Annotated in this window: 23 protein-coding genes, 1 tRNA gene and 1 pseudogene; 13 read left to right on the forward strand and 12 right to left on the reverse strand. The window is 74.8% G+C overall.

Going from position 1 to position 26,967, the window contains the following annotated elements; all coding sequences use genetic code 11:
* Positions 1 to 5: 5 nt before the first annotated feature.
* Complete coding sequence (locus ACOBQU_RS27320; protein WP_423630458.1) at positions 6 to 992, reverse strand: TerD family protein; 987 nt, start codon at positions 990 to 992, stop codon at positions 6 to 8.
* Between the two features lie 413 nt (positions 993 to 1,405).
* On the opposite strand from ACOBQU_RS27320, the gene ACOBQU_RS27325 reads away from it, so the two are divergent.
* From ACOBQU_RS27325 to ACOBQU_RS27340, 4 genes are all read left to right on the forward strand, one after another.
* Positions 1,406 to 2,623, forward strand: a complete 1,218-nt coding sequence (locus ACOBQU_RS27325; RefSeq protein ID WP_423630460.1) for an HpcH/HpaI aldolase/citrate lyase family protein — start codon at positions 1,406 to 1,408, stop codon at positions 2,621 to 2,623.
* Between the two features lie 41 nt (positions 2,624 to 2,664).
* A complete protein-coding gene (locus ACOBQU_RS27330) occupies positions 2,665 to 5,406 on the forward strand; it encodes a phosphoribosyltransferase (RefSeq protein ID WP_423630462.1) in 2,742 nt (913 codons plus the stop codon).
* Positions 5,403 to 6,254, forward strand: a complete 852-nt coding sequence (locus ACOBQU_RS27335) for an HAD family hydrolase (protein ID WP_423630464.1) — start codon at positions 5,403 to 5,405, stop codon at positions 6,252 to 6,254. The genes ACOBQU_RS27330 and ACOBQU_RS27335 overlap by 4 nt, the downstream gene beginning before the upstream one ends.
* Positions 6,255 to 6,379: 125 nt before the next feature.
* The gene (locus ACOBQU_RS27340; RefSeq protein WP_423630466.1) at positions 6,380 to 6,592 is read left to right on the forward strand and encodes an FmdB family zinc ribbon protein; all 213 of its coding nucleotides are present in this window, start codon (positions 6,380 to 6,382) and stop codon (positions 6,590 to 6,592) included.
* On the opposite strand, the gene ACOBQU_RS27345 is transcribed toward ACOBQU_RS27340, so the two are convergent.
* The 5 genes and pseudogenes from ACOBQU_RS27345 to ACOBQU_RS27365 form a co-directional block, all read right to left on the reverse strand.
* Positions 6,589 to 7,617, reverse strand: a complete 1,029-nt coding sequence (locus ACOBQU_RS27345; RefSeq protein ID WP_423630468.1) for a sugar kinase — start codon at positions 7,615 to 7,617, stop codon at positions 6,589 to 6,591. The two genes, ACOBQU_RS27340 and ACOBQU_RS27345, sit on opposite strands and share 4 nt — an antisense overlap.
* Positions 7,614 to 8,237 (reverse strand): bifunctional 4-hydroxy-2-oxoglutarate aldolase/2-dehydro-3-deoxy-phosphogluconate aldolase, encoded by a 624-nt coding sequence (locus tag ACOBQU_RS27350; protein ID WP_423630470.1) that lies wholly within the window; start codon positions 8,235 to 8,237, stop codon positions 7,614 to 7,616. Before ACOBQU_RS27350 ends, ACOBQU_RS27345 begins: the two co-directional genes overlap by 4 nt.
* Positions 8,238 to 8,288: 51 nt before the next feature.
* The gene (locus tag ACOBQU_RS27355) at positions 8,289 to 8,831 is read right to left on the reverse strand and encodes a DUF4383 domain-containing protein (protein ID WP_423630472.1); all 543 of its coding nucleotides are present in this window, start codon (positions 8,829 to 8,831) and stop codon (positions 8,289 to 8,291) included.
* A gap of 248 nt (positions 8,832 to 9,079) precedes the next feature.
* Positions 9,080 to 10,479: pseudogene (locus ACOBQU_RS27360) on the reverse strand (hypothetical protein).
* A gap of 81 nt (positions 10,480 to 10,560) precedes the next feature.
* On the reverse strand, positions 10,561 to 11,400 hold the full coding sequence (locus ACOBQU_RS27365; protein WP_423630474.1) for a DUF4097 family beta strand repeat-containing protein: 840 nt from the start codon (positions 11,398 to 11,400) through the stop codon (positions 10,561 to 10,563).
* 210 nt (positions 11,401 to 11,610) lie between these two features.
* On the opposite strand from ACOBQU_RS27365, the gene ACOBQU_RS27370 reads away from it, so the two are divergent.
* The 3 genes from ACOBQU_RS27370 to ACOBQU_RS27380 all read left to right on the forward strand — a co-directional run bounded on the left by ACOBQU_RS27370 (position 11,611) and on the right by ACOBQU_RS27380 (position 14,478).
* A tRNA-Val gene (locus tag ACOBQU_RS27370) sits at positions 11,611 to 11,685 on the forward strand.
* Positions 11,686 to 11,891: 206 nt separating this feature from the next.
* On the forward strand, positions 11,892 to 13,829 hold the full coding sequence (locus ACOBQU_RS27375; RefSeq protein ID WP_423634745.1) for an FAD/NAD(P)-binding protein: 1,938 nt from the start codon (positions 11,892 to 11,894) through the stop codon (positions 13,827 to 13,829).
* A gap of 178 nt (positions 13,830 to 14,007) precedes the next feature.
* A complete protein-coding gene (locus ACOBQU_RS27380) occupies positions 14,008 to 14,478 on the forward strand; it encodes a DoxX family protein (RefSeq protein WP_423630476.1) in 471 nt (156 codons plus the stop codon).
* A gap of 114 nt (positions 14,479 to 14,592) precedes the next feature.
* On the opposite strand, the gene ACOBQU_RS27385 is transcribed toward ACOBQU_RS27380, so the two are convergent.
* The gene (locus tag ACOBQU_RS27385; protein WP_423630478.1) at positions 14,593 to 15,159 is read right to left on the reverse strand and encodes a superoxide dismutase family protein; all 567 of its coding nucleotides are present in this window, start codon (positions 15,157 to 15,159) and stop codon (positions 14,593 to 14,595) included.
* A gap of 331 nt (positions 15,160 to 15,490) precedes the next feature.
* On the opposite strand from ACOBQU_RS27385, the gene ACOBQU_RS27390 reads away from it, so the two are divergent.
* Complete coding sequence (locus tag ACOBQU_RS27390; protein WP_423630480.1) at positions 15,491 to 16,117, forward strand: DedA family protein; 627 nt, start codon at positions 15,491 to 15,493, stop codon at positions 16,115 to 16,117.
* Between the two features lie 153 nt (positions 16,118 to 16,270).
* Here the strand turns inward: ACOBQU_RS27390 and ACOBQU_RS27395 are convergent, their stop codons facing one another.
* Entirely contained in the window at positions 16,271 to 16,495 is a 225-nt protein-coding gene (locus ACOBQU_RS27395) for a DUF2277 domain-containing protein (RefSeq protein ID WP_423630482.1), read from the reverse strand.
* 46 nt (positions 16,496 to 16,541) lie between these two features.
* Here ACOBQU_RS27395 and ACOBQU_RS27400 point away from each other — a divergent pair, with 46 nt between their 5' ends.
* Complete coding sequence (locus tag ACOBQU_RS27400; RefSeq protein ID WP_423630484.1) at positions 16,542 to 16,898, forward strand: hypothetical protein; 357 nt, start codon at positions 16,542 to 16,544, stop codon at positions 16,896 to 16,898.
* 187 nt (positions 16,899 to 17,085) lie between these two features.
* The gene (locus ACOBQU_RS27405) at positions 17,086 to 17,349 is read left to right on the forward strand and encodes a hypothetical protein (protein WP_423630485.1); all 264 of its coding nucleotides are present in this window, start codon (positions 17,086 to 17,088) and stop codon (positions 17,347 to 17,349) included.
* 284 nt (positions 17,350 to 17,633) lie between these two features.
* Here the strand turns inward: ACOBQU_RS27405 and ACOBQU_RS27410 are convergent, their stop codons facing one another.
* Complete coding sequence (locus ACOBQU_RS27410; protein WP_423634747.1) at positions 17,634 to 19,268, reverse strand: alkaline phosphatase D family protein; 1,635 nt, start codon at positions 19,266 to 19,268, stop codon at positions 17,634 to 17,636.
* 103 nt (positions 19,269 to 19,371) lie between these two features.
* A complete protein-coding gene (locus tag ACOBQU_RS27415; RefSeq protein ID WP_423630487.1) occupies positions 19,372 to 20,019 on the reverse strand; it encodes an HNH endonuclease family protein in 648 nt (215 codons plus the stop codon).
* Positions 20,020 to 20,633: 614 nt separating this feature from the next.
* Here ACOBQU_RS27415 and ACOBQU_RS27420 point away from each other — a divergent pair.
* Positions 20,634 to 21,212 (forward strand): TMEM165/GDT1 family protein, encoded by a 579-nt coding sequence (locus ACOBQU_RS27420; protein ID WP_423630489.1) that lies wholly within the window; start codon positions 20,634 to 20,636, stop codon positions 21,210 to 21,212.
* 388 nt (positions 21,213 to 21,600) lie between these two features.
* On the forward strand, positions 21,601 to 22,260 hold the full coding sequence (locus tag ACOBQU_RS27425; protein WP_423630491.1) for an HAD-IA family hydrolase: 660 nt from the start codon (positions 21,601 to 21,603) through the stop codon (positions 22,258 to 22,260).
* 39 nt (positions 22,261 to 22,299) lie between these two features.
* Here ACOBQU_RS27425 and ACOBQU_RS27430 read toward each other — a convergent pair whose 3' ends face one another.
* Entirely contained in the window at positions 22,300 to 23,133 is an 834-nt protein-coding gene (locus tag ACOBQU_RS27430) for a peptidoglycan-binding protein (protein ID WP_423630493.1), read from the reverse strand.
* Between the two features lie 470 nt (positions 23,134 to 23,603).
* Here ACOBQU_RS27430 and ACOBQU_RS27435 point away from each other — a divergent pair, with 470 nt between their 5' ends.
* On the forward strand, positions 23,604 to 25,637 hold the full coding sequence (locus tag ACOBQU_RS27435; protein WP_423630494.1) for a DHA2 family efflux MFS transporter permease subunit: 2,034 nt from the start codon (positions 23,604 to 23,606) through the stop codon (positions 25,635 to 25,637).
* A gap of 673 nt (positions 25,638 to 26,310) precedes the next feature.
* Here ACOBQU_RS27435 and ACOBQU_RS27440 read toward each other — a convergent pair.
* A complete protein-coding gene (locus ACOBQU_RS27440; RefSeq protein ID WP_423630496.1) occupies positions 26,311 to 26,883 on the reverse strand; it encodes an ATP-binding protein in 573 nt (190 codons plus the stop codon).
* Between the last annotated feature and the right edge of the window lie 84 nt (positions 26,884 to 26,967).

The raw sequence follows: 26,967 nt of genomic DNA on the forward strand, positions 1-26,967 counted from the left end.
ACCGCTCAGCGCGGCAGGAACTGCGGCCCCTGCGGCGGCAGCCGGAAGTTCGGGTCCGGCACCGGCGGCGGCGCGACCGGGTGCGGATAGCCGTACGCGGGCTGGGGCGCCGCCGGGGGCTGGGCCGGGGCGGGCTGCGGGTAGCCGTACGACGGCTGGGGCGCGGGGTAGCGCGGCGGCTCCGGGGGGTAGCCGTACGCGGGGCCGGGGGCCGTGACGGGGGCGGGTGGGGCCGCCGGGTACGGGGCGTGGACGTGCGGCTGGGGCTGGGGCTGGGGGTGCTGCGGGTGCGTGGGGTGCTCGGAGGTCTCCGGGACTCCCGCGGCTCCCGGGACTCCCGCGGTTCCCGGGGCCGGGGCGCCGGGGCCGCCCTGGGCGGGCCCCTGGGCGGCCGTGTGCGAGGCGTCCCGGGTCGGCTCCGGCGCGGCCTCCGACTCGTCCACGGCGATGCCGAAGTCGCTGGCCAGGCCCTTCAGACCGTTGGAGTAGCCCTCGCCCAGGGCGCGGAACTTCCAGCCCTCGCCGCGCCGGTAGAGCTCGCCGCAGATCAGCGCGGTCTCGGCGCCGGTCTGCGGAGTGATGTCGAAGTACGCGAGCGGCTCACCGGCAGCGGCGGCGGGCGAGGCGTCGTACAGCAGGATCCGCAGCTCCCGCACCTGCTCGAAGGGCACGTCGTCGGCGGAGGCGACCAGGAGCACGCGGTCGACGGCCGCTTCGAGGCCCGCGAGGTCCGCCTGGACGGTGTCGGTCACATGGACGGCGGTGCCCTCGGTGACGCGCCGCTGGCCCACGCGCCAGACCTTCCCCGAGGGGTGGCGCGGCTGGTTGTAGAAGACGAAGTCCTCGTCGGAGCGCACTCGGCTGTCGGCGCCGAGCAGCAGCGCCGAGGCGTCGACGCTGGGGGAGCCCTGGCCCGGGGTCCAGCGCAGGACCGCGCGGACCGCGGCGGCCTCCAGCGGGATGTTCGACCCCTTCAACATCGCGTGCGTCATGCGGTCATCCTGCCTTCTTTGTCCGGAGCGGGACAACGCGGGGGCGGCGCTCCGGTGTGCCGCGCGGACCGGTTTCCGCCCTCCCGGACCGTCAGTCTCCGGCCTCCCGGACGCGTCCGCGGCCGGACCTTCCCGAGTCACCGAATGTTTTCGGACAGCCTCCCGACTTGTCAGGCCTTGGCGCTCTTTGTTTCCCTTGTTTCTCCTGGTTTCCCCTGGGCCGTCTTGACCGGCTTGGCCTATGACGCCCGACTGTGCCGTTGTGGTGCCGACGTGTGCGCCATGGCCGGGTTACCTGAATGTCATGTCCGGAGGGAACCCCTGACACCCGCCCTTACGTACTATTACCGGCCACATCACTTCGGATCGCGTCGGCGGTTTGGGCGATATCAGGAGAATTGCAGGGGAATCTCATGCGTCACTTCGGGCACATAGCCCCAGAGGTGCGGTCGCGCCTCTTCCACCGGGAGCCGTGTGCCTTCACCGCGGACTCCCCGCCTCAGCTGCTCGCCGCGGCGCTCGGCGCCACGCTGTACAGCCCGGCGACCCGCCAGCGGCTCGCCGATGACATCCGCAAGCAGGCCCGCCGTGGCGTGATCTCGATGGTCCTCTGCCTGGAGGACTCGATCGAGGACAGTGAGGTCCCGGCCGCCGAGGAGAACGTCGTACGCAACCTCACGGAGCTGGCCGGGCCCCACGCGGCCGACGCGGGCGCCGCGGCCGACGCGGGCGGCACGGCCGACACGGCGGGCGACGAGCTGCCGCTGCTGTTCGTCCGCGTGCGGACCCCGGAGCAGATTCCCGATCTGGCGCGGCGGCTCGGGCCCGCGGTCAGGCTGCTCTCCGGTTTCGTCCTGCCGAAGTTCACCGAGGAGCGGGGCGTGCCGTTCCTGGAGGCGCTCGCCGCCGCGGAGGCCGCGACCGGGCGGCGCCTGTTCGCGATGCCGGTCCTGGAGTCCCCGCAGCTGCTGTACCTGGAGACCCGCGCCGAGACCGTCGCCGGGATCGCCCGCACCGTCGACAAGTACCGCGACCGGGTGCTCGCGCTCCGCCTCGGGGTCACCGACTTCTGCTCCGCCTACGGCCTGCGCCGCCCGCCGCACATGACGGCGTACGACGTCCAGATCGTCGCCTCCGTCATCGCCGACGTCGTCAACCACCTCGGCCGCGCCGACGGCACCGGCTTCACCGTGACCGGCCCGGTCTGGGAGTACTTCCGCGTCCAGCAGCGCATGTTCAAGCCGCAGCTGCGGCAGAGCCCCTTCCTCCAGGTCCGCGCCGAGGAGCTGCGGCAGGCCCTCATCGAGCACGACCTGGACGGCCTGCTGCGCGAGGTCGAGCTGGACCGGGCCAACGGCCTGCTCGGCAAGACCTGCATCCACCCCTCGCACGTCCTTCCCGTGCACGCCCTGTCCGTGGTCAGCCACGAGGAGTACAGCGACGCGCAGGACATCCTGCGCCCCGAGCGGAACGGCGGCGGAGTGCTGCGGTCCGCGTACACGAACAAGATGAACGAAGTGAAGCCGCACCGCGCCTGGGCCGAGCGGACCCTGCTGCGGGCCGAGGTCTTCGGCGTCGCGCGCGAGGACGTCGGCTTCGTCGAGCTGCTCACCGCCGGGCTCTCCGGTTGAAGGACCGAGTCCGAAGGTTCGAAGGCCTCACGGCCGGAAGGTTGGGAACGAACATCGTGGAGTGGTCGGGGAGCTGGGTCGCGCGGCGGCTCGGCGTCGAACTCGTGGGCGACGAGGAGCTGCGTGACCTCCTCGGGCTCGCGCTGCGCCGCAACCCCAAGCGCGCGCACCTGCTGGTGTCGAACGTGCTCGGCAAGCACGTGCCGCAGCTGCCGTCCGTCGTGCGGCGCTCCGGGTACGAACTGGGCCTGCGCGTGCGGGAGCTGCTCGGCCCCGACGAGTCCGGGCGCGCGGTCGTGCTCGGGTACGCGGAGACGGCCACCGGCCTCGGCCACTGCGTCGCCGACGGCGTCGGCGCGGCGCCCTATCTGCACTCCACGCGCCGCCCCGTCCCGGGCGTGCCGCGCGCGGGCGGCTTCGAGGAGTCCCACTCGCACGCCACCTCGCACCTGCTGCTTCCCGAGGACCCGGAGCTGCTCGCGACCGCGGGCGCGCTGGTCCTCGTCGACGACGAGTTCTCCACCGGTAACACGGTCCTGAACACCATCCGCGCCCTGCACGAGCGCTTCCCGCGCGAGCGGTACGTCATCGTGGCGCTCGTCGACATGCGCGCGCCCGCGGACCGGGACCGCTTCGCCGCGTTCGCCCATGAGATCGGCGCCCGCGTCGACCTGGTGGCGCTGGCGTCGGGGACGGTGCGGCTGCCGGACGGCGTACTGGAGAAGGGGCAGGCGCTGGTCGCCGAGCACGAAGCGCGCGGGGCGCGCGGGGCGCGCGGGGCTTGCGGGACGGACCCGGTGCGTGAGGCGGACGTGGTGTGTGAGGGTGGCGCGGCGCCCGCGCCGGGCCTGTCCGCGCCCCGCACCGCCGGGCGCGCTGCCGCCGAGCACGCCCCCGCTGGGCACGCTCCCGCTGGGCACGCTCCCGCTGGGCACGCTCCCGCTGGGAGTGCCTCCGACGGCCGCGCTCCCGCCGCCGACCGCGCCCCCCACGGCCGCGCCCTCCTGAAGCGCGTCGACCTCGGCTGGCCCGACGGCGTCCCCGACGGCGGCCGCCACGGCTTCACGCCCGCGCACCGCGCCCGCCTCGACGCCGCCCTGCCCGGCATGGCCGAGCGGATCGCGCGGGCGCTGCCCGCCGGGGCGCGCCGCGTGCTCGTCCTCGGCTTCGAGGAGCTGATGTACGCGCCGCTGGCGCTCGGCGTCGCCCTGGAGGGCTCGCTCGGGGACGCGGCCGAGGTCCGCTACTCCACCACGACCCGCTCGCCGGTCCTCCCCGTCGACGACCCCGGGTACGCGATCCGCACCCGCCTCACCTTCCCCGCGCACGACGACCCCGCCGACGGGCCGGGCCCGCGCTACGCCTACAACGTGGCGGGCGGCGGCTTCGACGCGGTCGTCGCCGTCGTGGACTCCGTCGCCGACACACCGGCGCTGCACGCCCCGGGCGGCCTCCTCGCCGAGCTGTCCGCGCACACCGGGCGGGTGCTGCTCGCCGTGGTCCCCTCGTACGTCCCTGAAGCCGCCGAAGCCGCCGAAGCCGCCGAAGCCGCCGACGCCGCTGGCGTTGCCGAAGCCGCCGACGCCGCCGAAGCTCTTGAAGCCCCCGAAAGGTCGCCCTCCGTGCTGCCCGATCCGCTCCGCGGCCCCGCCTTCTCCTCGTACGCGCCCGACGACGTCGGCTGGCTGCTCCAGGACCTGTCGGCGGTCACGCTGGAGGCGCCCACCGAGGAGCGCGAGGAGGCCATCCAGAGCGGCGGCGCGCACTACGCCGAGTCGCTGCCGGTCGAGTACCAGCCGACGGCCCAGTACCAGGAGCTGTTCCGCGCCGCGCTCGACGCCTCCGCCGCCCGCGTCGCCACGGCCGTCGGCACGGTCACCGAGACCGTCCTCGCCGAGCGCTCGCCCCGCCCGGTCCTGGTGTCCCTGGCCCGCGCGGGCACCCCCGTCGGCGTCCTGATGCGCCGCTGGGCGCGGCACCGGCACGGCCTCGACCTGCCGCACTACGCCGTGTCGATCGTGCGCGGCCGGGGCATCGACGCCAACGCGCTGCGCTGGCTCGCCGCCCACCACGACCCGGCCGACGTCGTCTTCGTCGACGGCTGGACCGGCAAGGGCGCCATCACCCGCGAACTCGCCGACGCGATACGGGAGTTCGAGGCATCCGGCGGCGCCACCGGCTTCGACCCGGACCTCGCCGTGCTCGCCGACCCCGGCTCCTGCGTACGCACCTACGGCACCCGCGAGGACTACCTCATCCCCTCCGCCTGCCTCAACTCCACGGTGTCCGGCCTGATATCGCGCACCGTGCTGCGCGCCGACCTCGTCGGGCCCGACGACTTCCACGGCGCCAAGTTCTACCGCGAGCTGGCGGACGCGGACGTGTCGGGGGACTTCGTGGCGACGGTCGCCGCCCGCTTCGACGAGGTGGGCGACGCAGTGGACGCCCGGGTCAAGGAGATCCTGTCCGCCGACCGCGCGCCCACCTGGGAGGGCTGGGCCGCCGTCGAGCGGATCAGCGAGGAGTACGGCATCCACGACGTGAACCTCGTCAAGCCCGGCGTCGGCGAGACCACCCGCGTGCTGCTGCGCCGCGTCCCGTGGAAGATCCTCGCCCGCGCCGGGGCGGGCGCCGACCTCGACCACGTGCGGCTGCTCGCCGAGCAGCGCGGCGTGCCCGTCGAGGAGGTCGCCGAACTGCCCTACACCTGCGTGGGGTTGATCCACCCCCGCTACACGCGCGGGGCGACCGGCGCCGACGGCAAGGCGGTGACCGCCGCGTGAGCACCGCCCCCGTCCGGCTCGTCGCCAGCGACCTCGACCGGACCCTCATCTACTCCGCCGCCGCCCTCGCCCTCGGCGTGCCCGACGCCGAGGCGCCACGGCTGCTGTGCGTCGAGGTGTACGAGGGCAGGCCGCTGTCGTACGTCACGGAAGCCGCCGCCGGGCTGCTCGACGAGCTGGCCCGCACCGCCGTCTTCGTACCGACGACCACACGCACCCCCGAGCAGTACCGGCGCGTCCACCTGCCCGGCCCCGCGCCCCGCTTCGCGATCTGCGCCAACGGCGGGCAGCTGCTCGTCGACGGCGTGGCCGACCCCGCGTGGCGCGCGGCCGTCGACCGGCGCCTCGCCACGGAGTGCGCGCCCCTCGCCGAGGTGCGCGCCCATCTGGTGCGTGCCGCCGGGCCGGCCTGGCTGCTCAAGGAGCGCGTCGCCGACGACCTCTTCGCCTACCTCGTCGTCGAGCGCGCCCTGCTGCCCGAGGGGTGGGTCAAGGAACTCGCCGCGTGGGCGGAGCCACGCGGGTGGACCGTGTCCCTGCAAGGGCGCAAGGTGTACGCCGTGCCGCGGCCGCTCACCAAGAGCGCGGCGATGCGCGAGGTCGCGCGGCGCGTGGGGGCCGACGAGGTGCTGGCCGCCGGGGACTCGCTGCTCGACGCGGACCTCCTCGCGGCGGCGGACCGGGCGTGGCGGCCCTCGCACGGGGAGCTGGCCGACGCCGGGTGGGCTGCGCCCGGGCTCACGGTGGTTCCCGAGGTGGGGGTGGCCGCCGGGGAGGCGATCGCGCGGGCGTTCCTGGCGGGGGCCCTCGCGGGGGGCGCCCCGGTCCCGCCCCTTTCCCGAAGCTAGGGGGCCAGCCTCCTGGCACCCCCGTGCATCGGCCTTCGGCCTCGTCCTCAAACGCCGGACGGGCTGAAAACCCTGCCGTGACCGGCACCATCCAGCTCGCCCGGCAGACCGCGTAACCTAGCGGCATGCCTCGTTACGAATACCGCTGCCGCTCCTGCGGCGACACCTTCGAGTTGAGCCGACCCATGGCGGAGGCGTCCGCCCCGGCCGCCTGCCCCGCGGGTCACGAGGACACCGTGAAGCTGCTGTCGACCGTGGCGGTCGGCGGCACGGCGGCGGGCCCGGCCCCCGCGCCCCGGCAGGGCGGCGGCTGCTGCGGCGGCGGCTGCTGCGGCTAGCGCACGACCGTCCCGTCGCCCTCCCCGAGCAGGCCCAGCTCCGCCCGCGTCGGCGCCCCCTCCCAGTCGCCGCGCCCGGCGACCGCGAACGCGCCGCACGTCACCGCCCGGTCCAGGCGCCCGGCGGCGTCCACGCCGTCGAGCAGCGCGGAGAGGTATCCGGCGACGAAGGCGTCCCCGGCGCCGACGGGGTCGACGGCGCGCACCGGCCGCGCGGGGAAGTGGAGTTCGCCCTGCGCGGTGTACGCGGTGGCGCCGCGCGCCCCCAGCTTGACGACCACCTCGCTGACCCCGCGCCCCAGCAACTCCTTGGCCTGCGACGGCAGGTCGGCCACGGGGCCATCGGACGGGCCGAGGCACAGCGGCAGTTCGTCGTCGGAGGCGATGAGGACGTCCGCGTACGGCGCCCAGGAGCGCAGCACCGCGGCCGCCTCGTCGCGACTCCACAGCCGGGAGCGGTGGTTGACGTCCAGGCACACCCAGGTGCCGTGCTCGCGCGCCAGGCGCAGGGCGCGCTCGCAGGCGGCGCGCGGCGCCTCGCCGAGCGCCGCGGTGATGCCGGTCAGATGCAGCACGCGCGGCGGCCCGCCCGCGGTGAAGGCGCGCTCCACGGCGTCCGCCGTGAGCCGTGAACCGGCCGACCCGGTGCGGTAGTAGTGCACCCGCGTCACGTCCGGAAGGCGCGGTTCGAAGAGCAGCAGACCCGTCGGGGCGCCCGCGTCCCGGCTGGCCAGGGCGACGTCCACGCCCTCGGCGCGCAGCGTGCGCAGCACCAGCTCACCGGCCTCGTCGTCGCCGACCGCGCCCGCCCAGCGCACCCGGTGGCCGAGCCGGGCCAGCCCGATCGCCACGTTCGACTCGGCGCCCGCGACGGACAGCTCCATCGTCCCGCCGAGCCGCAGCGGCCCGCTGCCGCGCAGCGCGGCCATGGTCTCGCCGAACGTGAGGACGTCCGTGACGGGGCCGCCCGCCGCCCCGGGCGAAACCCGCGTGCCCGATCCGTCCGCCGTGCCCGCCCCGCTCACCCGCACACCTCCACGAACCGCGCCGCCCGCTCCCGCAGCGCCCCCAGGTCGCCGCCGTCCGCCGCGTCCCCGATCAAGGGGGAGCCGACGCCCACCGCGGTCGCCCCGGCCGCCAGATACGCCTCCGCGGCGGGCGCGTCGACACCGCCGACCGGCACGAACGGCAGCCCGGGGAACGGGCCGCGCAGGGCCTTCAGATAGGCGGGCCCGCCCACGGCCGACGCCGGGAAGACCTTCAGGGCCGTGGCGCCCGCCGCGGCGCCCGCGATCACGTCGGTCGGCGTGAGCACCCCCGCCAGCACCGGAAGACCGAGGCGCAGCGCCTCGTCGACGCCCGCGCCGAGGCCGGGCGTGACCATCAGGTTGGCGCCCGCGTCGGCGGCGGCCCGCGCGTCGTCGGCCGTCAGGACCGTGCCCGCGCCGAGCCACGCGTCCGCCCCCAGCTCCGCCCGCGCCCGGCGCAGCACGCCGAGCGCGCCGGTGCCGCTCAGCGACACCTCCACCAGCGGCACTGAGCACTCGGCGAGCGTCATCACCGTACGGAAGGACGCCTCCGGGTCCGAGCCGCGCACGATGGCGACGAGCCGCCGGGCCCGCAGGGCGGTGAGGAAGTCCGTCATGCCCCCAGGCTCGCACAGGTCCGGGGGCCCGCCGACGCGGGCCCCCGGACGTCACCGCGCGTGCCGGACCCGGTCCGGATGGCGGGCCTTCCAGTACGGGTTGTCGTGCGGCAGGTTCCCGCTGACCCGCCCGTACATCCCGAACACCATCAGCAGCAGCCCGACCGCGAAGCTGAACAGCACGTTCTGGATGCGGAACGCCAGGACATTGAGGCCGGTGTCGAGCAGGGCGAGGTTGACGAAGCCGCTGAGGAGGAACGCGATGCCGAGCACCATGTTGAGCGTCGACGCGAAGTTGCCGCCGATCACCATCCCGGCAAACAGCAGCAGCCCCACGCAGAGGGACAGCACGCTCAGCGCGCCGTTGGTGTTCAGGCCCGCGACCGTGTCGCCGCGGGTGTCGAAGAAGCCGACCTTGTCGATCAGGCCGAGGATCCCGAACGCCAGCAGGACCAGGCCCATCAGACCGGCGCCGAAGCGGTAGACGGTGCTGAGCCGGTGGTCGACGGGCAGGTGCTCGTCCAGCGTGACGCGCCGTCTGCGGGCCCGGGGCCGGGGGCTCGGATGACGCGGATGAAGCGCATGCGTGGCCATGTCCGCCTCCTTCGTACGCGCGGAGGCCGCCGTCTTCTGTCCGTACGGAGGTGACACCTCTGTCCGTGCGGAGGTGACACCTCTGTCCGTACGGAGGCGGCACCTTCTTTCTGTGCGGAGAGGTGGCACCTTCTGTCCGTGCGGATATGACACGTGGGCCGCGAGTGTCACATGTCGCGCCACACGTATACGTACGCACCTCCAGCATCCGCCCGTGAGCCGCTGACCGCCAACAAGAGCGGCCGGGCCTAGGCGCCCGGTGCGCCCTGGCCCCGCTCCTCGCGGATCGCCGCCACCACGCGCGCGGCGGCGGCGCGCACCGCCTCCGTCTCGGTCAGGAAGTGCCAGTAGTCGGGGTGGCGGCCCTCCAGGGCGGCGACCGCGCGGTCCAGGCGGGCCACGGCGTCGTCCAGCGGGCGGGCGTGGCGCGGGTCGGGGCGCTGGCGGCCCGCCATGGCCAGGCGCTGGGCGTCGCGGACGGCGAAGCGGGTGCGCTCGATCTCGCCCCCCGGGTCCTTGGCGACCTCGTTGAGCCTGCGCAGCCGGTCACCGGCCGCCGACACGGCCTCGTCCGTGGCGTTCAGCAGCGCCCGCACCGTGGTCAGCAGGGCCGTGGCGTCCGGCCAGCGCTGCTCCTCGCGGGCCCGCTGGGCCTCGTTGAGCTTGGCCTCGGCCTGCCGCACGGTCTCCTCGGTCTGCTCCGGCACCCGCTGGAGGTCCTGCCAGCAGGCCGCCGCGAACCGGCGCCGCAGCTCGCTGAGGACCGGCCGCACCTGCTCGCTGCGGGTGGTCAGGGCCTGCGCCCGGGTACGCAGCGACACCAGGCGCCGGTCGATCTCGCGGGCCCGCTCCGGCAGCCGCTCGGCCTCCGCGCGGATCGCCTCGGCCTCGCGCGCCACCCGGTCGGCGCGCTGGAGGGTCTCCGGCACGCCGTGCTGCCCGGCGCCCTGGTTGAGCTTGGTCAGCTCGGGCGCCAGCTGGGCGAGCCGCCCCGCCAGGTCGTCGGCCCTGAGCCCCGAGGCGCGGGCCGCGTCCAGGGCGTTGCTGGCCGCGAGCAGGGTCTGCCGGGCCCGCTCCACGCCCGGGGCGAGCCGCGCGAGCTGCGTCTCCGCCTTGTCGAGCAGCGGCCCGAGCCCCCGCGCGAAGCCGTCCAGGTCCTGCTTGGCCCGGCCGAGCGCGTCCCTGGCCTGCGTCAGTTCCGTACGGGCGCGGGCGGCGGCGGACGCCTCCAGGTCGTCGCGGTCCAGGTCGTGGGCGTCGACGGCGGTGATGTACTGGTGGCTGACCTCGTCGATGCGGCGGCCGAACGCCTCGAAGTCCGCGGCGGCCTTGCGGGCGGCGGGGAGGAGTCCACCGCCACGATCGTCTCGATGGAGATCCGCAGGTCCCGCTGCGCGGTGTCCAGCTCGTAGAACGCGGCCGCCGCGGCGTCCTTGGCGGCCTGGGCGTCGGCCCGCAGGCCCTCCCCGCGCCCCCCGAACCACCGCCGCGTGCCGCCACCGGCGAACGCCGCGGGGAGCGCCGCGGCGAGCAGCAGAGGAAGGGGCAGCGCCACCAGGGTCAGCGTGTCGCGCAGGGCCCGCGCGGCGCCCGGCACCCGGCGGACAGGACGACGGCGCGCTGCTGCCTGCGGTGATGTCGCCGTCACTGTCCCACTCCCGTGCTGTCGTCCGCCCTGCCCGGCCGGTGTCACATTCTCCCACCGGTTAAGGACGAACACACGGGCCGGTCAGTTCGCCGCGCGCACCGTGATCCCGCCGTCGGCGCTGCTGACGGACACGTGGTGGCGGCTGCGGCCGTCGCGCGGCACGGACACGTCGACGCCGCCGTCGACGCTGCGGGCGTCCACGCGATACGCCGCGGACCCCCGGCCCCCGGCGGCCGCGCCGCCCTCGCGCACCGGCAGGCCGATGGTGACGGAGCCGTCCTGGGTGCGGGCCCGTACGCGGTCGGGCACGGCCCTGAGGTCCAGCCGCAGGGAGCCGTCCGCCGAGCTGGCGCTGACCTGCTTGGACGTGATGCCGACGGCGTTCACCGACCCGTCCTGGCTGCGCAGGTCCAAGGGCCCGCCGACGTCCTTGACGGTCACGGAGCCGTCCGCGCTGCGCACCTTCAGGGGCGCGTCGAAGCCGCGGGCGGTCACCGGGCCGTCGGCGGACAGGACGGTCACGGCGACGCCGCGCGGCACCACCACGCGGTGCTTGGCCGAGCAACTGCTGATCACGCCGCGGCACTTCATCCGGAACGAGAGCCGGTCGCCGTCCATGCCCCAGCTGATCTCGGGATCCGAGCCGAACACCGTACGCCCGTCGAACCAGCGCGTGACCCGCACCTTCTTCGCGTCCGTGCCGTCCGTGCCGTCCGCCACGACGACCTCAAGGCTGGAGTCGTCGGAGTCGATGGTGAGCGTCCGGCCCGGCAGCGCGAAGGAGCGGTGCTCGGGATCGGAGTCGTCGTCGGCGCTGGCCCCGCACGCGGCGACGAGCCCGCACACGGCCGCCATCGAGCCGATCCCGACAAGGACCCGCAGCCCGCGCGGACGCGGACGACGGCTGTGGACGGTGCTCATGACTCTCCCCTGGTCCCGTGATCCCGGTGCCCCCGCGGTCCCTCCCGCGAGCACGTCTACGACGCTAGGCACCGCCCCGCCCCCGGACGATCCGGCGTCCTCCCGCATCCGGGGTGGGGATATCCCCCGGCCCCGGCAGGTCCCCCCCGGGGGGCCCGCGGTGGGTGTGCCGGTCACCGCCACCGGCAAGGTAGGCTGTCGAACCGTCCCGGGCGCGTAGCTCAGGGGTAGAGCGCTGCCCTTACAAGGCAGATGTCGGCGGTTCGAAACCGTCCGCGCCCACCAGGACCAGGACCCCCGGCCGAGCACGGCCGGGGGTCCTCGGCGTTCCGGGCGCGACAGGCGCCCCGGGAGCCCGGCGGGGCCTTTCTCCCGAACCGCCCGTCCGGCCCCGCCCCGACCGGCATGATGAGGCGCACCGTCCGCTTCCCGCACCTCATCCGCCAAGGGAGCCCCGCTTGTCGTACGCCGCAACGCCGCCCACCGTCGCCATGGCCATCGTCGGCGCGGGCCCCCGCGGCACGAGCGTCCTGGAGCGCCTGTGCGCGTCGGCCGCCGAACTGCTCGCCCCCGGGACGCGGATGACGATCCACGTCATAGACCCCTCGCCGCCGGGCCCCGGCAGGGTGTGGCGCACCGCGCAGGCGCCGCAGCTCCTGATGAACACCGTGGCCTGCCAGGTGACGCTGTTCACCGACGCGAGCGTGGACTGCGCGGGGCCGATACGACCGGGGCCGAGCCTGTACGAGTGGGGTGCGCGGGGGCACCTCCCAGGGCTCGGCCCCGACGACTATCCGACCCGCGCCGACTACGGCCGCTATCTGGAGTGGGTGTTCGCCGAGACGGTCCGCACGGCGCCGGACGCGGTGCGCGTCGAGGTGCACGCGGCGCGGGCGGTGCGCCTGGCCGACGCGGCCGGTGACGCGGACGGCCCGCAGACCCTCGTACTCGACAACTCCCGGGCGCTGACGGGGCTTTCGGCGGTGGTCCTCGCGCAGGGGCACCTGCCCGCCGCGCCCGAGGCGGCCGTGCGGCGCCTTGGCGAGCACGCCGCGCGGCACGGCCTGCGGCACGTCCCGCCCGCCAACCCCGCCGACGTGGACCTCACACCCCTCGCGCCCGGCGAGCCGGTCCTCCTGCGGGGGCTCGGCCTGAACTTCTTCGACCACATGGCGCTGCTGACCGAGGGCCGCGGCGGGCGGTACGCGCGCACGCCGGACGGCGTGCTGCGCTACACCGCCTCGGGCGAGGAGCCGAAGCTGTACGCCGGTTCGCGGCGCGGAGTGCCCTACCAGGCGCGCGGCGACAACGCGAAGGGCCCCTACGGGCGGCACGAGCCCGCCGTGCTCACCGCCGACGTGATCGCCCGCTTCCGCAAGCGCGCGGACAGCGGCGACCCGCCCGACTTCCTGGCCGAGGTGTGGCCGCTGGTCGCCAAGGAGGTGGAGACGGTCTACTACGAGGCGCTGCTGCGCGCCCGCGGCCCGGCCGGGCCCGTGCGGGCCTTCCGGGACCGCTTCCTCGACGCGCCCCACGGCTCGCCCCAAGAGGCCGCGCTCCTGGACGAGTCGGCGGTGGCCGCCGCCGACCGCTGGTCCTGGGAGCGGCTCGAACGGCCCTGCGCGGGGCGCGCGTTCCGCTCGCCGGGCGACTTCCGCGCCTGGCTTCTGGACCACCTGCGGGCCGATGCCGCGCAGGCCGCGCTCGGCAACGTCGCGGGCCCGCTGAAGGCGGCGCTCGACGTGCTGCGCGACCTGCGCAACGAGCTGCGGCTCGTCGTCGACCACCGCGGCATCGCCGGGGCCTCCCGCCGCGAGCACCTCGACGGCTGGTACACCCCGCTCAACGCCTTCCTGTCGATCGGCCCGCCCCGGCACCGGATCGAGCAGCTGGCGGCGCTGGTCGAGGCGGGCGTGGTGGAGGTGGTCGGGCCGCGCCTCGACGTGCGGGCGGCCGACGGGGCGTTCCTCGCGCGCTCGCCGGACGTGCCGGGCTCCGACGTCCGCGTCACGGCGCTCGTCGAGGCGCGGCTGCCCGAGCCGGACCTGCGGCGCACCGGCGACGAACTGCTCGCGGGGCTGCTGCGCGACGGCCGCTGCCGCCCGCACGCGGTCGACGGCTACGAGACGGGCGGGCTCGACGTGACGCCGCGCCCCTACCGCCTGGTCGAGCGCGGGGGCCGGGCGCACCCGCGGAGGTTCGCGCTGGGGGTGCCGACGGAGGGCGTGCACTGGGTGACGGCGGCGGGGGCGCGGCCGGGCGTGGACTCGGTGACGCTGTCGGACGCGGACGCCGTGGCACGGGCGGCGCTGCGCGCGGCGACGGCCGAGAACCGCGGCTCCGAGGGCAGCGCGCCCGGCGGTCGCGGACCCGCCCCGGAACCCCCGACCCGTACTTGGTCCAGACCAGAAGCACCGATCGGCACGTGAACGCAACGGTTCTTTCGGTCGAACCCCACGTGGCGCGGGACACCTGCGGCGGCCGGATACAGGGGATTCTCATGAAACACTCAGATGTTGAAGTTGCAAGTACTAATTAGGCGCACCTAATCTTCTGAGTCTCGACCGGTTCACGTCCCCGAACCGTTCATGACCGAAGGAGTCCCCCATGACTGAGCGTCTGAACAGCGCCCAGCCCTACGTCCTCGGCCTCTTCCGCATCGTCGTCGGGCTGCTCTTCTTCTGCCACGGCGCCTCCTCCCTGTTCGGCTGGTTCGGCGGCGTGGACGGCAACGGCGCGACCGTCGACGCGGGCACCTGGCCGGGCTGGTACGCGGCCGTGATCCAGCTCGTCGGCGGCGCCCTGGTCATGTTCGGCCTCGGCACCCGCGCGGCGGCGCTCATCTCGTCCGGCTCGATGGCCTACGCCTACTTCAAGGTCCACCAGCCCGAGGAGCTGTGGCCGATACAGAACGGCGGCGAGCCCTCGGCGATGTTCTGCTGGGCCCTGCTGCTGCTCGTCTTCACCGGCTCCGGCGCGTTCAGCCTCGACCGCCTCATCGCGGCGGCGCGCGGCGAGCGCGGCCGGAACTCGGCCGCGGACAGCGAGGGTTCGGGCCGCACGCCGATCGCGGCCTGAGCCACCACCGCGCCGCCGCGGCACCGCGGCACGCGAAGGGCGCCCCCAGCCCCGTACGGCGATGTCCGCGTACGGGACCGGGGGCGCCCGTGGTGCGTGGTGGGCCCGCGGCCGCTACTTCTCAGGCTGCGGTGCGAACGGCACGCTGAAGCAGGCCAGTCGCTCACCCGCGCCGCCCTGCTCGCGGTGCAGCACGACGGACGCCGCCTCGCCGCGCCGGAAGCCCCAGTCGTGGTACGCGGACGAGGCTCCGGAGCCGTCGCGCCGGGCGGTGAAGTCAAGCCAGACTTCGTTGGCCGGATTGACGTCACCGGGATCGGTGGACGGCTTGTTCTGGTAGTGCCCACCGGCCGCCGCCGGGTCCGCGCCGCACGGCTTCTGGTGCACGTGCACGCCGTACTTGTAGTTCGGTTCCATGCCCTTCACCCGCAAGGAGACGCGGGTGCCGCGCTGATCGCTGCGCTGGGTCACCTGGATCCAGGAGCCAGCGGGTACGAGTTCCTGGTTGTACGTCAGCGCGGACGACGGCACGAAGGCCTTGGGAGGCGCGAACCGCGCCTCCGCGCGGACCTCCACGCTGTCGTCGCCCGTTCCGCCGCCGGTGGTTCCGCTGGTTCCGCCGGTTCCGACCGCGGCGAGCATCATCGCCGTCACGGCCGAGGTCAGCACTCCTGCCACCATGGCAAGCTCCTCGTATCGCCAGGTCAGCGCCCCTTCCAGGCGCTCTGTCACTGTTCGTACGGGCAGTCACCACCGTACGCCCCGTCACACGCGCCCGCCGGACAAGCCGCCAACTCGCAGGTGAGCACAGGGGTACTCGGGACGGTGTACACACCACCGAGCACGGCGGCGGGCGCGCCGGTGAACGTGATCTAGCGAACACCTGAGCCCCCCGTGGATCTCCGGGCGACTCCTCGGCGTACGCTGTACCGCTGTCGTCAGGCCGCCACCCGCCGCTCCCCGCCACATCGCGGCGCTGTGTTGCCGACCGGGGAGTCACGGGGAGTTCTGGGTGTTGGAGAGTGTGGGGGCGCTGACCGCGAGCCCGTGGATCTACGCGGTCGTGGCGGTCTCCGTGCTGTTCGACGTCTTCCTGCCGCTGCTGCCGAGCGGGGTGCTCGTGATCACGGCGGCGACCGCGGCCGCCGCGGCGGGCTCCGGCACCGGGCGCGTGCCGCGCGACGTGCCGGACCTCCTCCTGCTGCTGCTCTGCGCCGCGACGGCGTCCGTGCTCGGCGACCTCGTCGCCTACCGGGTCGCCCGGCGGGGCGGGGAGCGGCTCGACCGGGCCATCGCCCGCTCCCGCCGCCTCACCAGCGCGCAGGAACGCCTCGGCGCGGCGCTTTCGCGGGGCGGCGGCGTCCTCGTGGTCATCGCCCGCTTCGCGCCCGCCGGGCGCTCCATCGTGTCCCTGGGCGCGGGCGCCGCGCACCGCCGGGTGCGCGACTTCCTGCCCTGGTCGGCGCTGGCGGGCGTCGCCTGGGCCGGGTACAGCGTGGGGCTCGGGTACTTCGGCGGGCAGTGGCTGGGCGCGACGTGGCTCGCGACCGGTGTCTCCGTCCTGGCCCTCTTCGCCGCGGGCGCCGCGGCGGCGTACCTGGTCCGCCGCCCCAGAGAAGCTGCGGCACCCACGCCTTAGCGGCCCCTCGCCGGGGGGGATGGTGCCGGTCGCGGCAGAGTTTCAGCCCGTCCGGCGTTTGAGGACGAGGCGCGGAGCGCCAATGAAAGCGGGGTGCCAGGGGCAGCCGCCCCTGGTTCGGGAAGGGGCGGGTCTGGGGCGCCCCCGCGAGGGTTACGCCCCGCGTCGGCCGCCGCGCACCTCGATCCCCCCGAGCAGCTCCGCCGTAGCCACGGCAACCGCGTCGACGGCCCGCTCGAACACCTCCCGGTTGTGCGCGGCGGGCGCCCGGAACCCGGACACCTTGCGGACGTACTGAAGCGCGGCGGCCCGGATCTCGTCCTCGGTGGCCTCCTCGGGAATCGCGGGCGGGCGGAGAGTCTTGATGCTGCGGCACATGCCTCAAGCTTGGCACATCGAATTCGAACAGGAGTAGCATTACGCCGTGTCCGAGTCGACCCCGCCCGAGTTCCCCAGCGACCTCCTCGCCGGTCAGGAGGAGCTGCACCAGGTCAGATCCGAGCTGCACGCCCTGCTCAAGCGGCTGCCGTGGTCGGTCGAGCCGCACGACGGCTTCCACGACGACCAGGGCTGGCGCAAGGTCGTGCGCCCCGCGACGCCCGGCTGGACGCCGGACGAGCAGGCGGAGGTCGAGAAGCTGCGCCAGCGGGAGCGGGAGCTGGTGGTGTTCGTGACGGGCCACCGCTTCTGGGAGCAGGTTTCGGGACCGGAGGCGGTGGATACCCGGATGAGGCTCAAGCACGCGCACAAGGCCGTGCGTGAGGCGTCCGTCGAGCGCTAGCGGGCGGTGGCGGGGGGCGGGGTGCCGACTCCCCGCGCACGATCCCGCCGGGGAGGGGCACGCGCTCCGGAGCCAGCCGCTCCGCGCCGCCCTCCGGTGCTGCCGGTACTCCCGGTGCCCGCCGGGTCCGCCGTGCTCACCCGTGATCCGCGCCCGGCCCCCGCGTTCCGCGAGCGGAGGTTCATCCGTGACCGTACTGACCGTCGTCCTGCTTCTGATCCTGTTCGTCTTCGGCTTCCAGCAGCCGCTGCTGTGGGTGCTCGCCGGGGTGATCGTCTACCTCATGGTCCGCCGCCACGATCGGCGGCCCGCCGAGTACGGGCCGCTCGGCGGTACTTCGGCGAAGGCGCCCGGGGTGGGCGGGGCCCCCACGTCGTACCACGAGTACAAGGTCCGGCGGAAGCGTCAGGAGCGCTGGGAGCGGCGTTACCGCCGCACCCACCCGAAGTGATCGCCGCTTCGCGGCTCGTCCTCAAACGCCGGACGGGCTTGATTGTCGCGCTGCGCGCTCGTCCTCAAGCGCCGGACGGGCTGGATTTGTCGCGCTGGCGCGCTCGCCCTCAAACGCCGGGCGGGCTGGATCATCGCTCCGCGGCTCGTCCTCGGGTTGGTCCCACTCGCTCGCCCCGGAGGGGGCGGGCGGGTGGGACAGAGGGGGGCGCGGGCGCAGGTTGAGCCCGTCCGGCGTTTGAGGACGAGCCGCGGAGCGGCAATGAGGGCGGGCGGGTGGGGGGGTTAAGTAAGGGGGCGCTCCAGGATCGGCTCCAGGCGGGCCGCGCCGCCCTCGGCGACCCGTGACCGTTCGAGCCGCAGCACCGCCCCCCGCCCCCGCAGCGTCAGCGTCATCAACTGGTTCCCGAACCAAGGCCCCCCGGCCCTCCGCCAGGAGACCCCGGCGGGCCCGACCCGCCCGTGGCGAGCGAAGCGCCGCCCGAGAGAGCGGCCCACCCCGCTCCAGCCGAAGCGGAAGCCCACCCGGATCGACGCGGGTACGGAGTTGTGCACGGGTGAGCAGGTCAGCTGGAGGACGCGGGCGTCGGGCCCGGAGCCCGCGGGCCACACGGGCTCGGCGACGTACGCGTGGTGCACGTCCCCGGACAGGACGCACACCGTCGCGGGGGCGCCCACGCCCGACCCCGCCTCGGCGATCAGCGCGGCGAGCGCCTCGAACGACGCGGGGAACGCCGCCCAGTGCTCCAGATCGGCCCGGCGGCGCAGCCGCTCCCCGAACCGCGCCCACCGCTCGCCGCGCTCGCCCCGGCACAGCGCGGCGTTCCACCCCTCCACGTCGTGGATGAGGTGCGGCAGTAGCCACGGCAGGGACGTGCCGATGAGCAGGTGGTCGCAGCCGCCGTCGAGCGCCTGCTCGCGCAGCCAGCGCGCCTCCTCGGGGGCGAGCATGGCGCGGCGGTCCTCGTCCAGGACGCGCGCGGCACGCGTGTCGACCATCAGCAGGCGTACGCGGCCGAAGTCGCGCCGGTAGCTCCAGCGGGCCGCCCCCGGCTCCGCGTCCGCCGCGGCGGCGAAGGCGCGCAGCGCGTCCGTGCCGTCGGGCGCCGCGCACACCGCGGCGTACACCTCGTCGCGCGCCAGCTCGGCGGGCGGCAGATTGCCTATGTGCTGGTACACCCAGTACGACATCAGGCCGCTGAGGACGCGCTCGCGCCACCACGGCGTCGCGCGCATCTCGGCGAGCCAGGAGGCGCTGGTGTTCCAGTCGTCGATGATGTCGTGGTCGTCGAAGATCATGCAGCTGGGCACCGTGGACAGCAGCCAGCGCACCTCGGGGTCGAGCCAGGACTCGTAGTACAGGCGGGTGTACTCCTCGTAGTCCGCGACCTGGTCGCCCGGCGGCTCGGACAGGTCGCGGCGGGCGGCGAGCCAGGCGCGCGTCGCCGAGGACGTCTCGTCCGCGTACACCTGGTCCCCGAGGAGCAGCAGCACGTCCGGGCGCTCGGCGGCGGGGTCGGCGGCGAGCCGCGCGGCCAGCGTGTCCAGGGCGTCGGGGCCCACGGGGTCGTGGCCGTCGGCGGGCGGCGCGGCCCAGCGGCACGAGCCGAAGGCGACGCGGACCGCCTCGGGGTCGGCGACGGGCGTGCGGATGGTGCTCGCCGGGTACGGCGACGAGGGCGGCGGCCACACGACGCTGCCGCCGAGCCGGACCTCGTACGCCGTCTCCGTGCCCGGCGTGAGGCCCGTGACCGGCACCAGGGCGTAGTGGTGCCCGGCGACCTGGAAGGTGCGGGCCGTGCCCGCCGCCCCGTCCGCGCACCGCACCTCGGCCGTGCAGGGCCGGTCGGCCTCGACCCAGATGGTCGCGCCCGCCCCGTCGACATGTCTCAGCAGCGGGCCAAGTCGCAGCCGTGCCACAGCGATCACCCTCCTCCGTCGCCCCGTACGGTACGGAACGACGGAGGGCGGCGGGACGGTTCCGCTCAAGCGGAACGGTCCGTCACTGCTGGGGCGGAACGGTTCAGCAGCCGTTCAGGACCGAGGTGAGCTTGCTCTTCTCGGCGGAGTCGACGCTCAGGCCGTAGGAGTGCTTCACGTCCACCCACATCCGCGCGTAGAAGCAGTGGTACGAGGCCAGCGGCGGCATCCACTCGGCGGGGTCCTTGTCGCCCTTGGCCTGGTTGACGTTGTCGGTGACCGCGATGAGCTGCGGCTCGCTCAGGTCGTTGGCGAAGCTCTGGCGCCGGGAGGTGGTCCAGGAGCTGGCGCCGGACTTCCAGGCCTCGGAGAGCGGCACGACGTGGTCGATGTCGAGGTCGGAGGCCTGGGTCCAGGTGGCGTTGTCGTACGCGGACTTCCAGGTGCCGGAGACGGCGGCACAGCTGGAGTCCTGCTGGACGTTGGTGCCGTCCCGCTTGAGGACGACCTCGCGGGTGTTGCAGGCGCCGGACTGGGTGATCCAGTGCGGGAACTTGTCGCGGCTGTAGCCGTCGGAGGAGCCCTCGGGGCGCACGGTGAGCTGGCCGAGGTAGGTGCGGGCGGTGGCGGCGCTGACGGGGGTGGGCGGGGCGGCCTGGGCGGGGGAGCCGGTGAGCAGGGTCGCTCCGGAGGCCAGGGCGGTGAGGGCGCCCAGGGCGGCGAGACGGCGACGCGCGTAGACAGCGGGCATGCGAACTCCCTTGCAGTGGGGGGATGGTGACCACTCGGGCGTGGCCATGCTGGCGTCGTGGGGTTGCCAGCGGATGTGCAAGCGGTGACAGGGTCGCGTCAAACGAATGGACGGGGCAAGGGGTTTGTCGAGATGTCACCTAATCGGCGGGGCGCGGGAGTTGGCCATCGGCAGGGCGCGGGAGGTGGCCGCACGTGATCCAGCTCACGCGGGCGCCCGGCGGGTGGACCCGGGGGCGTGGGCGGGGGTGGTCGCGGGGCCGGTCCGGCGGCGGGCCGGGCGAGGGGGTGGAAGGGGGACCAAAGACCCTGTTCGGGGCGGTGGCGCCGTCGCGTACCATGGACGGCGCAGAAGGGGAGTAGCTCTTCGCCGGACCGTCGACATACTGCTCACCCGTCACCCGACCACCACCCCTGGTGGAGCGCTTCGCGCGCTGTGTTGATGGCTGAGCCGGCGCCCGGAGGCGGCCCATCGCGGTGGGCGGCCAGCGAGACCTTCGGCAAGCAGTGCCCACGTACACGAGCCGTGTGCGTCCGTGAGCGCTGCCGTGCCGAGGTGTCGTACGCGAAGGGTGCGAAGCTCTCGGTGGGGCGGCCCGACCGATTGAGGAACCCTTGATCAGCCTTAGTGTGACGGCGCTCGTCTTCGGCGTCGTCTTCCTCGCCGAACTGCCCGACAAGACCGCGCTCGCCGGGCTCGTCCTCGGCACGCGCTACCGCGCCAGCTATGTCTTCGCGGGCGTGGCCGCCGCGTTCGCCGTGCACGTGGTGCTCGCCGTGGCGGCGGGCAGCGTCCTGACGCTCGCCCCGCAGCGCCTGGTGCAGGCGATCACCGGCGTGCTGTTCCTCGGCGGCGCCGCGATGCTGCTCATGAAGAAGGACGAGGACGACGACGAGGTCAAGGCGCCCAGGGACCAGAGCTTCTGGCGGGTCTCCGGCGCGGGCTTCATGCTCATCCTGGTCGCGGAGTTCGGCGACCTCACACAGATCATGACGGCCAACCTGGCCGCCCGGTACGACGACCCGCTCTCCGTCGGCCTCGGCGCGGTGCTCGCCCTGTGGGCGGTCGCCGGGCTCGGGATCGTCGGCGGCAAGGCCCTGATGAAGCGGGTGCCGCTCGCGCTCATCACGAAGATCGCGGCCCTGCTGATGCTGGGGCTCGGCCTGTGGAGCCTGTACGAGGCGGTGGCCTAGGCGCGCGCTCCGGCGGGGAGCCGCCGGGGTCGGTGCGTACGCCTGCCGGGCTGGTCCGGCGTCGGCCGGGCTGGTCCGGCGGGGTCAGTCCCGCGTCGGCCCCGGTTGGCTCGGCGGGGTCGGCCCCGCGTCTGCCCCGGCGGCGGGGGCGGCCCTGCGCCTGTCAGGCCGGTCCGACAGGGCGTGTGTAGCCCCCTGTCATGGGGTCTGACCTGCGTTGTTGCCGCGCCCGGGACCTGTTTTGTACCGTGGAGAAACAAAGTGGTCCCGCCCGTACTCCCTGACCGGCGGGCGGGGCCGCCTTGATCGCTTCGCTGCCCGTTCCGCGCCCCGTGCGCCGCGCCCCTCCTGGGCCGCCGCGCCGGGGTCTGCCCTTTGGAGTGCGCCGATGACGGCCGTGACCGAACTGACCGCCCGAGCCCTCCTCCTCGACATGGACGGCACCCTCGTCAACTCCGACGCCGTCGTCGAGCGCTGCTGGCGCCGCTGGGCGGGCACCCACGGCCTCGACCCCGACGAGGTCATGAAGGTCGTGCACGGCCGCCAGGGCCACGCCTCCATGGCCCTGCTGCTGCCCGACCGCCCCATGGCGGAGAACCACGCCGACAACCGCGCGATGCTCGCCGAGGAGACCGCCGACATGGACGGCGTCGTCCCCGTGCCCGGCGCCCCCGCGTTCCTCGCCGCCCTCGCCGGGCTCCCGCACGCGCTGGTGACCTCCGCCGACGTCCCCCTGTCCACGGCCCGCATGGCCGCCGCCGGACTGCCGCTGCCCGCGGTGCGGGTGACCGCCGAGAGCGTCAGCGCCAGCAAGCCGGACCCCGAGGGCTTCCTCAAGGGCGCCGCCGAGCTGGGCTTCGCCCCCGCCGACTGCGTCGTCTTCGAGGACTCCGGGGCGGGCATCGCCGCCGGGAAGGCCGCCGGGATGCGGGTCGTCGGCATCGGGCCGCGCGCGGGCGCCTACGAGCCCACGGTGTGGGTGGACGACCTCACGCGGGTCCGCGTCAGCGGCACCGACGACGGCGCGATACGCCTCACCTTCGGCTGAGGCCGGGCCCACCTTCGGCCGGGGCGGGCCCGGCGCCCCTCAGGGCCCGCCCGTCTCCGCCTCCAGGGCGCGGCGCGTCGCCTTCCCGTACGTGCCCGGCACGTCCCCGGTGACGCCCCGTGCCCACTGATAGCGCGCCACCGCGTCGGCGACGGCGGGGGAGTAGCAGCCGTCCACCGGACCCACGTACAGCACCAACTGGGCCAGGCGGTACTGGAGTTCGCGCACCGCGCCGCCCGTGTCCCCCACCCGCAGCGCCCGCTCGGCGGGAGGGCGCTGCGCGGACGGCAGCACCACCCGGCCGGTCATGCGGGCCGTCGTCCGGGTCGGGGACGTGGCCGGGGTCCTGGCCGGGGCCTTCCGCGGCCCGATCCGCGGGGACGCCGACGGCGCGGGCGTCCGGGACGGGCCCGGCACGGGCTGCGCCGACCGGGCCGACTGCCGCGCCTCCCGCGCGGGCCGGTCCTGCCGCTCCTTACGGCGCTCCGGCTCGGGGTCGGGGTCCGGCGCGCTGGACGTCGTGTCCGGCAGCGCCCGGTCCTCCTCGCCGCCCCTGGCGCCCCCGGTGAACATCCCCCCGGCGAACACCGCCGCCGACGCCACCACCACGCCCGCCCCGGCCAGCAGCCCCGCCCGGCCCCGCCGCGCCGACCGCCGGTCCCCCGCGACCGCCGGTGGGGGCGGCACCGGGGCCCTGGGCGCTCCGGGCCGCGGAGGCGGCGGCGCCGAGGTGAGCGCCGGAAGCGGAACCTCGGGCTCTGGCAGCGTCACGTACGGGCGGATCCGCAGCGGGTCGAAGTCCTCCGCGGCCGCCGCCTGGGCCGACCGCGCCTCCAGCGCCGCCCGCGCCGCCGCGCCCGCGCAGCCGCACACGGGGGTCCCGCCGGGCGCCCGCCCCCTGCCGCAGCTCGGACACGTGCGGCGGGTCTGCTCGGGGTCTCCGGGCGGCGGCCCTCCAGTCGGGCTCCAGGGCGGGCTCCCAGGGGGGCCGGGAGGTCCGGGCGGCCCGTGCTGCCCGTGCCCGCCGCCGTGCCTGCGGTGCCTGCCGCGCTCACGTTGCCCATGAGGGGGCCGACTCTGCCCGGCGGGCTGGCCGTGCTCGCCCGGGCCGCCTCCTTCCCCGTTGCCTACCGGCCCGCCCACTTCCCCGTTGCCTAAGTGACCCGGCTCTCCCGGGTTTCCTCGGTCCACTGGCTGCTCCCCTCCCGCACCGGCCCGCGTGGGCTCCTACGGCCCGCGGGGCTCCCCAGGAGTATGCAGCCGCTCGACTCAACAGGCCATAACGGGTGACTCGGACCACGATGGAGCACGATGGAGGAGGAGAGCACCCGCAGGAGGTGTCCATGACGCACGACGTGAGCACCCGCCCGGCCGGGCCGGGGCGCGGGTCAGGGCCTCCGGAGCACGCGCCGCGCGGCGTCCTGGTCCCCATCGGCGCGCTGCTCCTCGGCATGCTCCTTGCCGCGCTCGACCAGACCATCGTCTCCACCGCCCTGCCGACCATCGTCAGCGACCTCGGCGGCATGGAGCACCTGTCCTGGGTCGTCACCGCGTACATGCTGGCCGCCACGGCCGCGACCCCGCTGTGGGGCAAGCTCGGCGACCAGTACGGGCGCAAGCGGCTCTTCCAGACCGCCATCGTGATCTTCCTGATCGGCTCGGCGCTGTGCGGCGTCGCGCAGAACATGTCGCAGCTCATCGGGTTCCGCGCGCTCCAGGGACTGGGCGGCGGCGGGCTCATGGTGCTGTCCATGGCGATTGTCGGGGACCTCGTGTCGCCCCGCGAGCGCGGCCGCTACCAGGGGCTGTTCGGCGCGGTCTTCGGCGCGACCAGCGTGCTCGGGCCGCTGCTCGGCGGCCTGTTCACCCAGCACCTGAGCTGGCGCTGGGTGTTCTACGTCAACCTGCCCGTCGGCGTGGTCGCGCTCGCCGTCATCGCCGCCGCGCTGCACCTCCCGGTCCGCGCCACCCGGCACACCATCGACTACCTCGGCACCTTCCTCATCGCCGCCGTCGCCACCTGCCTGGTCCTCGTCGCCTCGCTCGGCGGCACCACCTGGGCCTGGGGCTCGCCGCAGATCATCGGCCTCGCGGTCCTGGGGGCCGCGCTCGCCGTGTGCTTCGTGGCGGTGGAGCGCGAGGCGGCCGAACCCGTCATCCCCCTGAAGCTCTTCCGCGTCCGCACCTTCACCCTCACCGCCGTCATCAGCTTCGTCGTCGGCTTCGCGATGTTCGGCGCCATGACCTACCTGCCGACGTTCCTCCAGGTCGTCCAGGGCGTCTCGCCGACCATGTCCGGCGTGCACATGCTGCCCATGGTCATCGGCATGCTGATCTCGTCGACCGCCTCCGGGCAGATCGTCAGCCGCACCGGCCGCTGGAAGGCGTTCCCCGTCGCGGGCACCGGCGTCACCGCCCTCGGCCTGCTGCTCCTGCACCAGCTGACGCCGGACAGCCCCACCGCCGAGATGAGCGCCTTCTTCTTCGTCTTCGGCTTCGGGCTCGGCCTCGTCATGCAGGTCCTCGTCCTCATCGTGCAGAACGCCGTCCCGTACGAGGACCTGGGCGTCGCCACGTCCGGCGCGACCTTCTTCCGGTCCATCGGCGCCTCGTTCGGCGTGGCGATCTTCGGTACGGTCTTCGCCTCGCGGCTCGGCGACAAGCTGACCGCCGCTCTGCGGGGGCAGGAGCTGCCGCCCGGGGTCACCGTCGACTCCCTCAAGGCCGACCCGCGCGGCGTGGCGGCGCTGCCGCCCGGGGAGCGGCCCGCCGTCCTGGACGCGTACGCCTCCTCGATCACCGACGTCTTCCTGTACGCGGCCCCGGTCGCCGTCGTCGCGTTCGTCCTCGCCTGGTTCCTGCGCGAGGACCCGCTGCGCGGCGCCGTCACCGCGCCCGACCCCACCCAGACCCTCGCCAGCAACCCCGTCGAGCGGTCCTCGTACGACGAGGTGGCGCGGGCCCTGTCCGTCCTCGGGACGCGGGAGGGGCGGCGCGCGGTGTACACCGACATCACCCGCCGCGCCGGGTACGACCTGCTGCCCGCCGCCAGCTGGCTGCTGCTGCGCGTCGCCCGCCACGGGCACGTGGAGCCCGCGACGCTCGCCGAGCGCGGGGCGGTGCCGCTGACGGTGCTCACGCGGGCGGCGTGCCAGCTGGAGGAGCGGCACCTCGCCGTCCGCGAGGGCCTTGGCCTGCGCCTCTCCGACACCGGGCGGCTGGTCGCCGCGGACCTGGCCAGGGCCCGGGAGGAGTCCCTCGCGGAACTCCTCGGCGACTGGTGGCGCCCCGGCCGCCCCACGGACCTCGACCACCTGGTGGCCGAACTCAGCACGGACCTCTGCGGCTCCCACACGGAACGCCCCCTCCGCCAGTGACCCCTCCCGGGGGGCAACGGGGGGCGCGGAGCGCCGCGGCAGCCCGCCCCCGCCCACCCACCCGTGACTGCCTCTCGGGTGCGGAACGGCGACGCGGAGCGCCGCGGGTGGTTCGTTCGTGTGCCCGCCGCTATCGCGGCGTGGTTCCCCACCCGCCCTCCCGGGACTGCCTCGCGAGCGGGGACCGGTGGCGCGGAGCGCCGCGCGTGGTTGGTCGGTGTACCCGCCGCTGCCGCGGCGTGGTTTACCGCCCGCCGATCCGGGACTGCCTCGCGGGTCGGGGCCGGTGGCGCGGAGCGCCGCAGGTGGTTGGTTTGGCTGGCGGCCGCCGTCACGGCAGATGCTTCCACCCGCCCACCCACCCGCAGCGCTCCGCGTCACGGCCTGCCCCGCGCTGCCGGGTAATCGGTGGGTGGGCGGGAGGAACCCGCCCCGGTAGCGGCGGGCGCGTGGGCTCCCGCCAGGGGTCACGCCCCCTTGGGGGCCGCCTGCTGGACGGCCTCGTCTCGGTATGAGGTTGTGAAGCGGGGCCCCTCAGGCAGGAGGAAACCTCCGGAGACATCCACAGGAGCCACACCCCTTGCGGCCGGAGTCGGGCGGGGAATCGACCGCAATCCGACTGTTCCTCCTCAGCACGTGGCAGAGCGCGTAGGCACCAGCGAGCCGCACGTTTCTACGTCGTGTTGTCGATGTCGAAGCGGGCCCATACCGTCTTGCCGCCCGGCTCCTTCGGCGACCACCACACCGAGTCGGCGAGCCGCTGAGTGATCAACAGCCCACGCCCCTGGTCCGGTAACAGCGCTTCCGGAAGGTCACCCGCCAGAGCGGGCGAAACGCACTCGCCGACTGGCAAGTCCGGCGGAGTCGAGTCCTCATCGCCCACGCCGATGCACAGGAGGCCAGGCCATGTGGTCACGGTCACCTCTACGCGCCGACTGGCACCGGGAAGGGTCAGGCAACTGTCCGGCACAGCGTGCTGCACGACGTTGCTGACAAGCTCGGAGACCACGAGGCGGACGTCATCGCACAAGTCGACGAGGCCCCAGGTCTCAAGCCACGCCCGTACCGTGTCCCGAGCCGCACGGACGGTGTCCGGAGCCTCGGCGAAGAGCGTCAGCGCTCGAAAGTGCCCGGCACTCCCCAGCTCTTCCGCTTGCTGCGGACTGCTCGTCCCCACCTCGTGCCCAGAATGATCGTGCTTACGGGCTCTCCTCGCATCCATGACACAGCCACCGTCCCCGGCCATACCTCCCGGGACGATCCCGACAGGGTGCGCTGAGAGTGCACTCACCGCACCGTCTGTCGCTCCCCCTCTTGGGGACCCCCCTCG

The sequence above is a fragment of the Streptomyces sp. G45 genome (assembly GCF_049542095.1).
In the GTDB taxonomy this organism is placed as follows: Bacteria; Actinomycetota; Actinomycetes; order Streptomycetales; family Streptomycetaceae; genus Streptomyces.

Excerpts from the sequence above, each read along its gene's own strand:
- ACOBQU_RS27320 (WP_423630458.1), bottom strand. The coding sequence starts at position 992 with ATGACGCACGCGATGTTGAAGGGGTCGAACATCCCGCTGGAGGCCGCC.
- ACOBQU_RS27325 (WP_423630460.1), top strand. The coding sequence starts at position 1,406 with ATGCGTCACTTCGGGCACATAGCCCCAGAGGTGCGGTCGCGCCTCTTC.
- ACOBQU_RS27340 (WP_423630466.1), top strand. The coding sequence starts at position 6,380 with ATGCCTCGTTACGAATACCGCTGCCGCTCCTGCGGCGACACCTTCGAG.
- ACOBQU_RS27350 (WP_423630470.1), bottom strand. The coding sequence starts at position 8,237 with ATGACGGACTTCCTCACCGCCCTGCGGGCCCGGCGGCTCGTCGCCATC.
- ACOBQU_RS27355 (WP_423630472.1), bottom strand. The coding sequence starts at position 8,831 with ATGGCCACGCATGCGCTTCATCCGCGTCATCCGAGCCCCCGGCCCCGG.
- ACOBQU_RS27365 (WP_423630474.1), bottom strand. The coding sequence starts at position 11,400 with ATGAGCACCGTCCACAGCCGTCGTCCGCGTCCGCGCGGGCTGCGGGTC.
- ACOBQU_RS27375 (WP_423634745.1), top strand. The coding sequence starts at position 11,892 with ATGGCCATCGTCGGCGCGGGCCCCCGCGGCACGAGCGTCCTGGAGCGC.
- ACOBQU_RS27380 (WP_423630476.1), top strand. The coding sequence starts at position 14,008 with ATGACTGAGCGTCTGAACAGCGCCCAGCCCTACGTCCTCGGCCTCTTC.
- ACOBQU_RS27385 (WP_423630478.1), bottom strand. The coding sequence starts at position 15,159 with ATGGTGGCAGGAGTGCTGACCTCGGCCGTGACGGCGATGATGCTCGCC.
- ACOBQU_RS27395 (WP_423630482.1), bottom strand. The coding sequence starts at position 16,495 with ATGTGCCGCAGCATCAAGACTCTCCGCCCGCCCGCGATTCCCGAGGAG.
- ACOBQU_RS27415 (WP_423630487.1), bottom strand. The coding sequence starts at position 20,019 with ATGCCCGCTGTCTACGCGCGTCGCCGTCTCGCCGCCCTGGGCGCCCTC.
- ACOBQU_RS27425 (WP_423630491.1), top strand. The coding sequence starts at position 21,601 with ATGACGGCCGTGACCGAACTGACCGCCCGAGCCCTCCTCCTCGACATG.
- ACOBQU_RS27435 (WP_423630494.1), top strand. The coding sequence starts at position 23,604 with ATGACGCACGACGTGAGCACCCGCCCGGCCGGGCCGGGGCGCGGGTCA.
- ACOBQU_RS27440 (WP_423630496.1), bottom strand. The coding sequence starts at position 26,883 with ATGGCCGGGGACGGTGGCTGTGTCATGGATGCGAGGAGAGCCCGTAAG.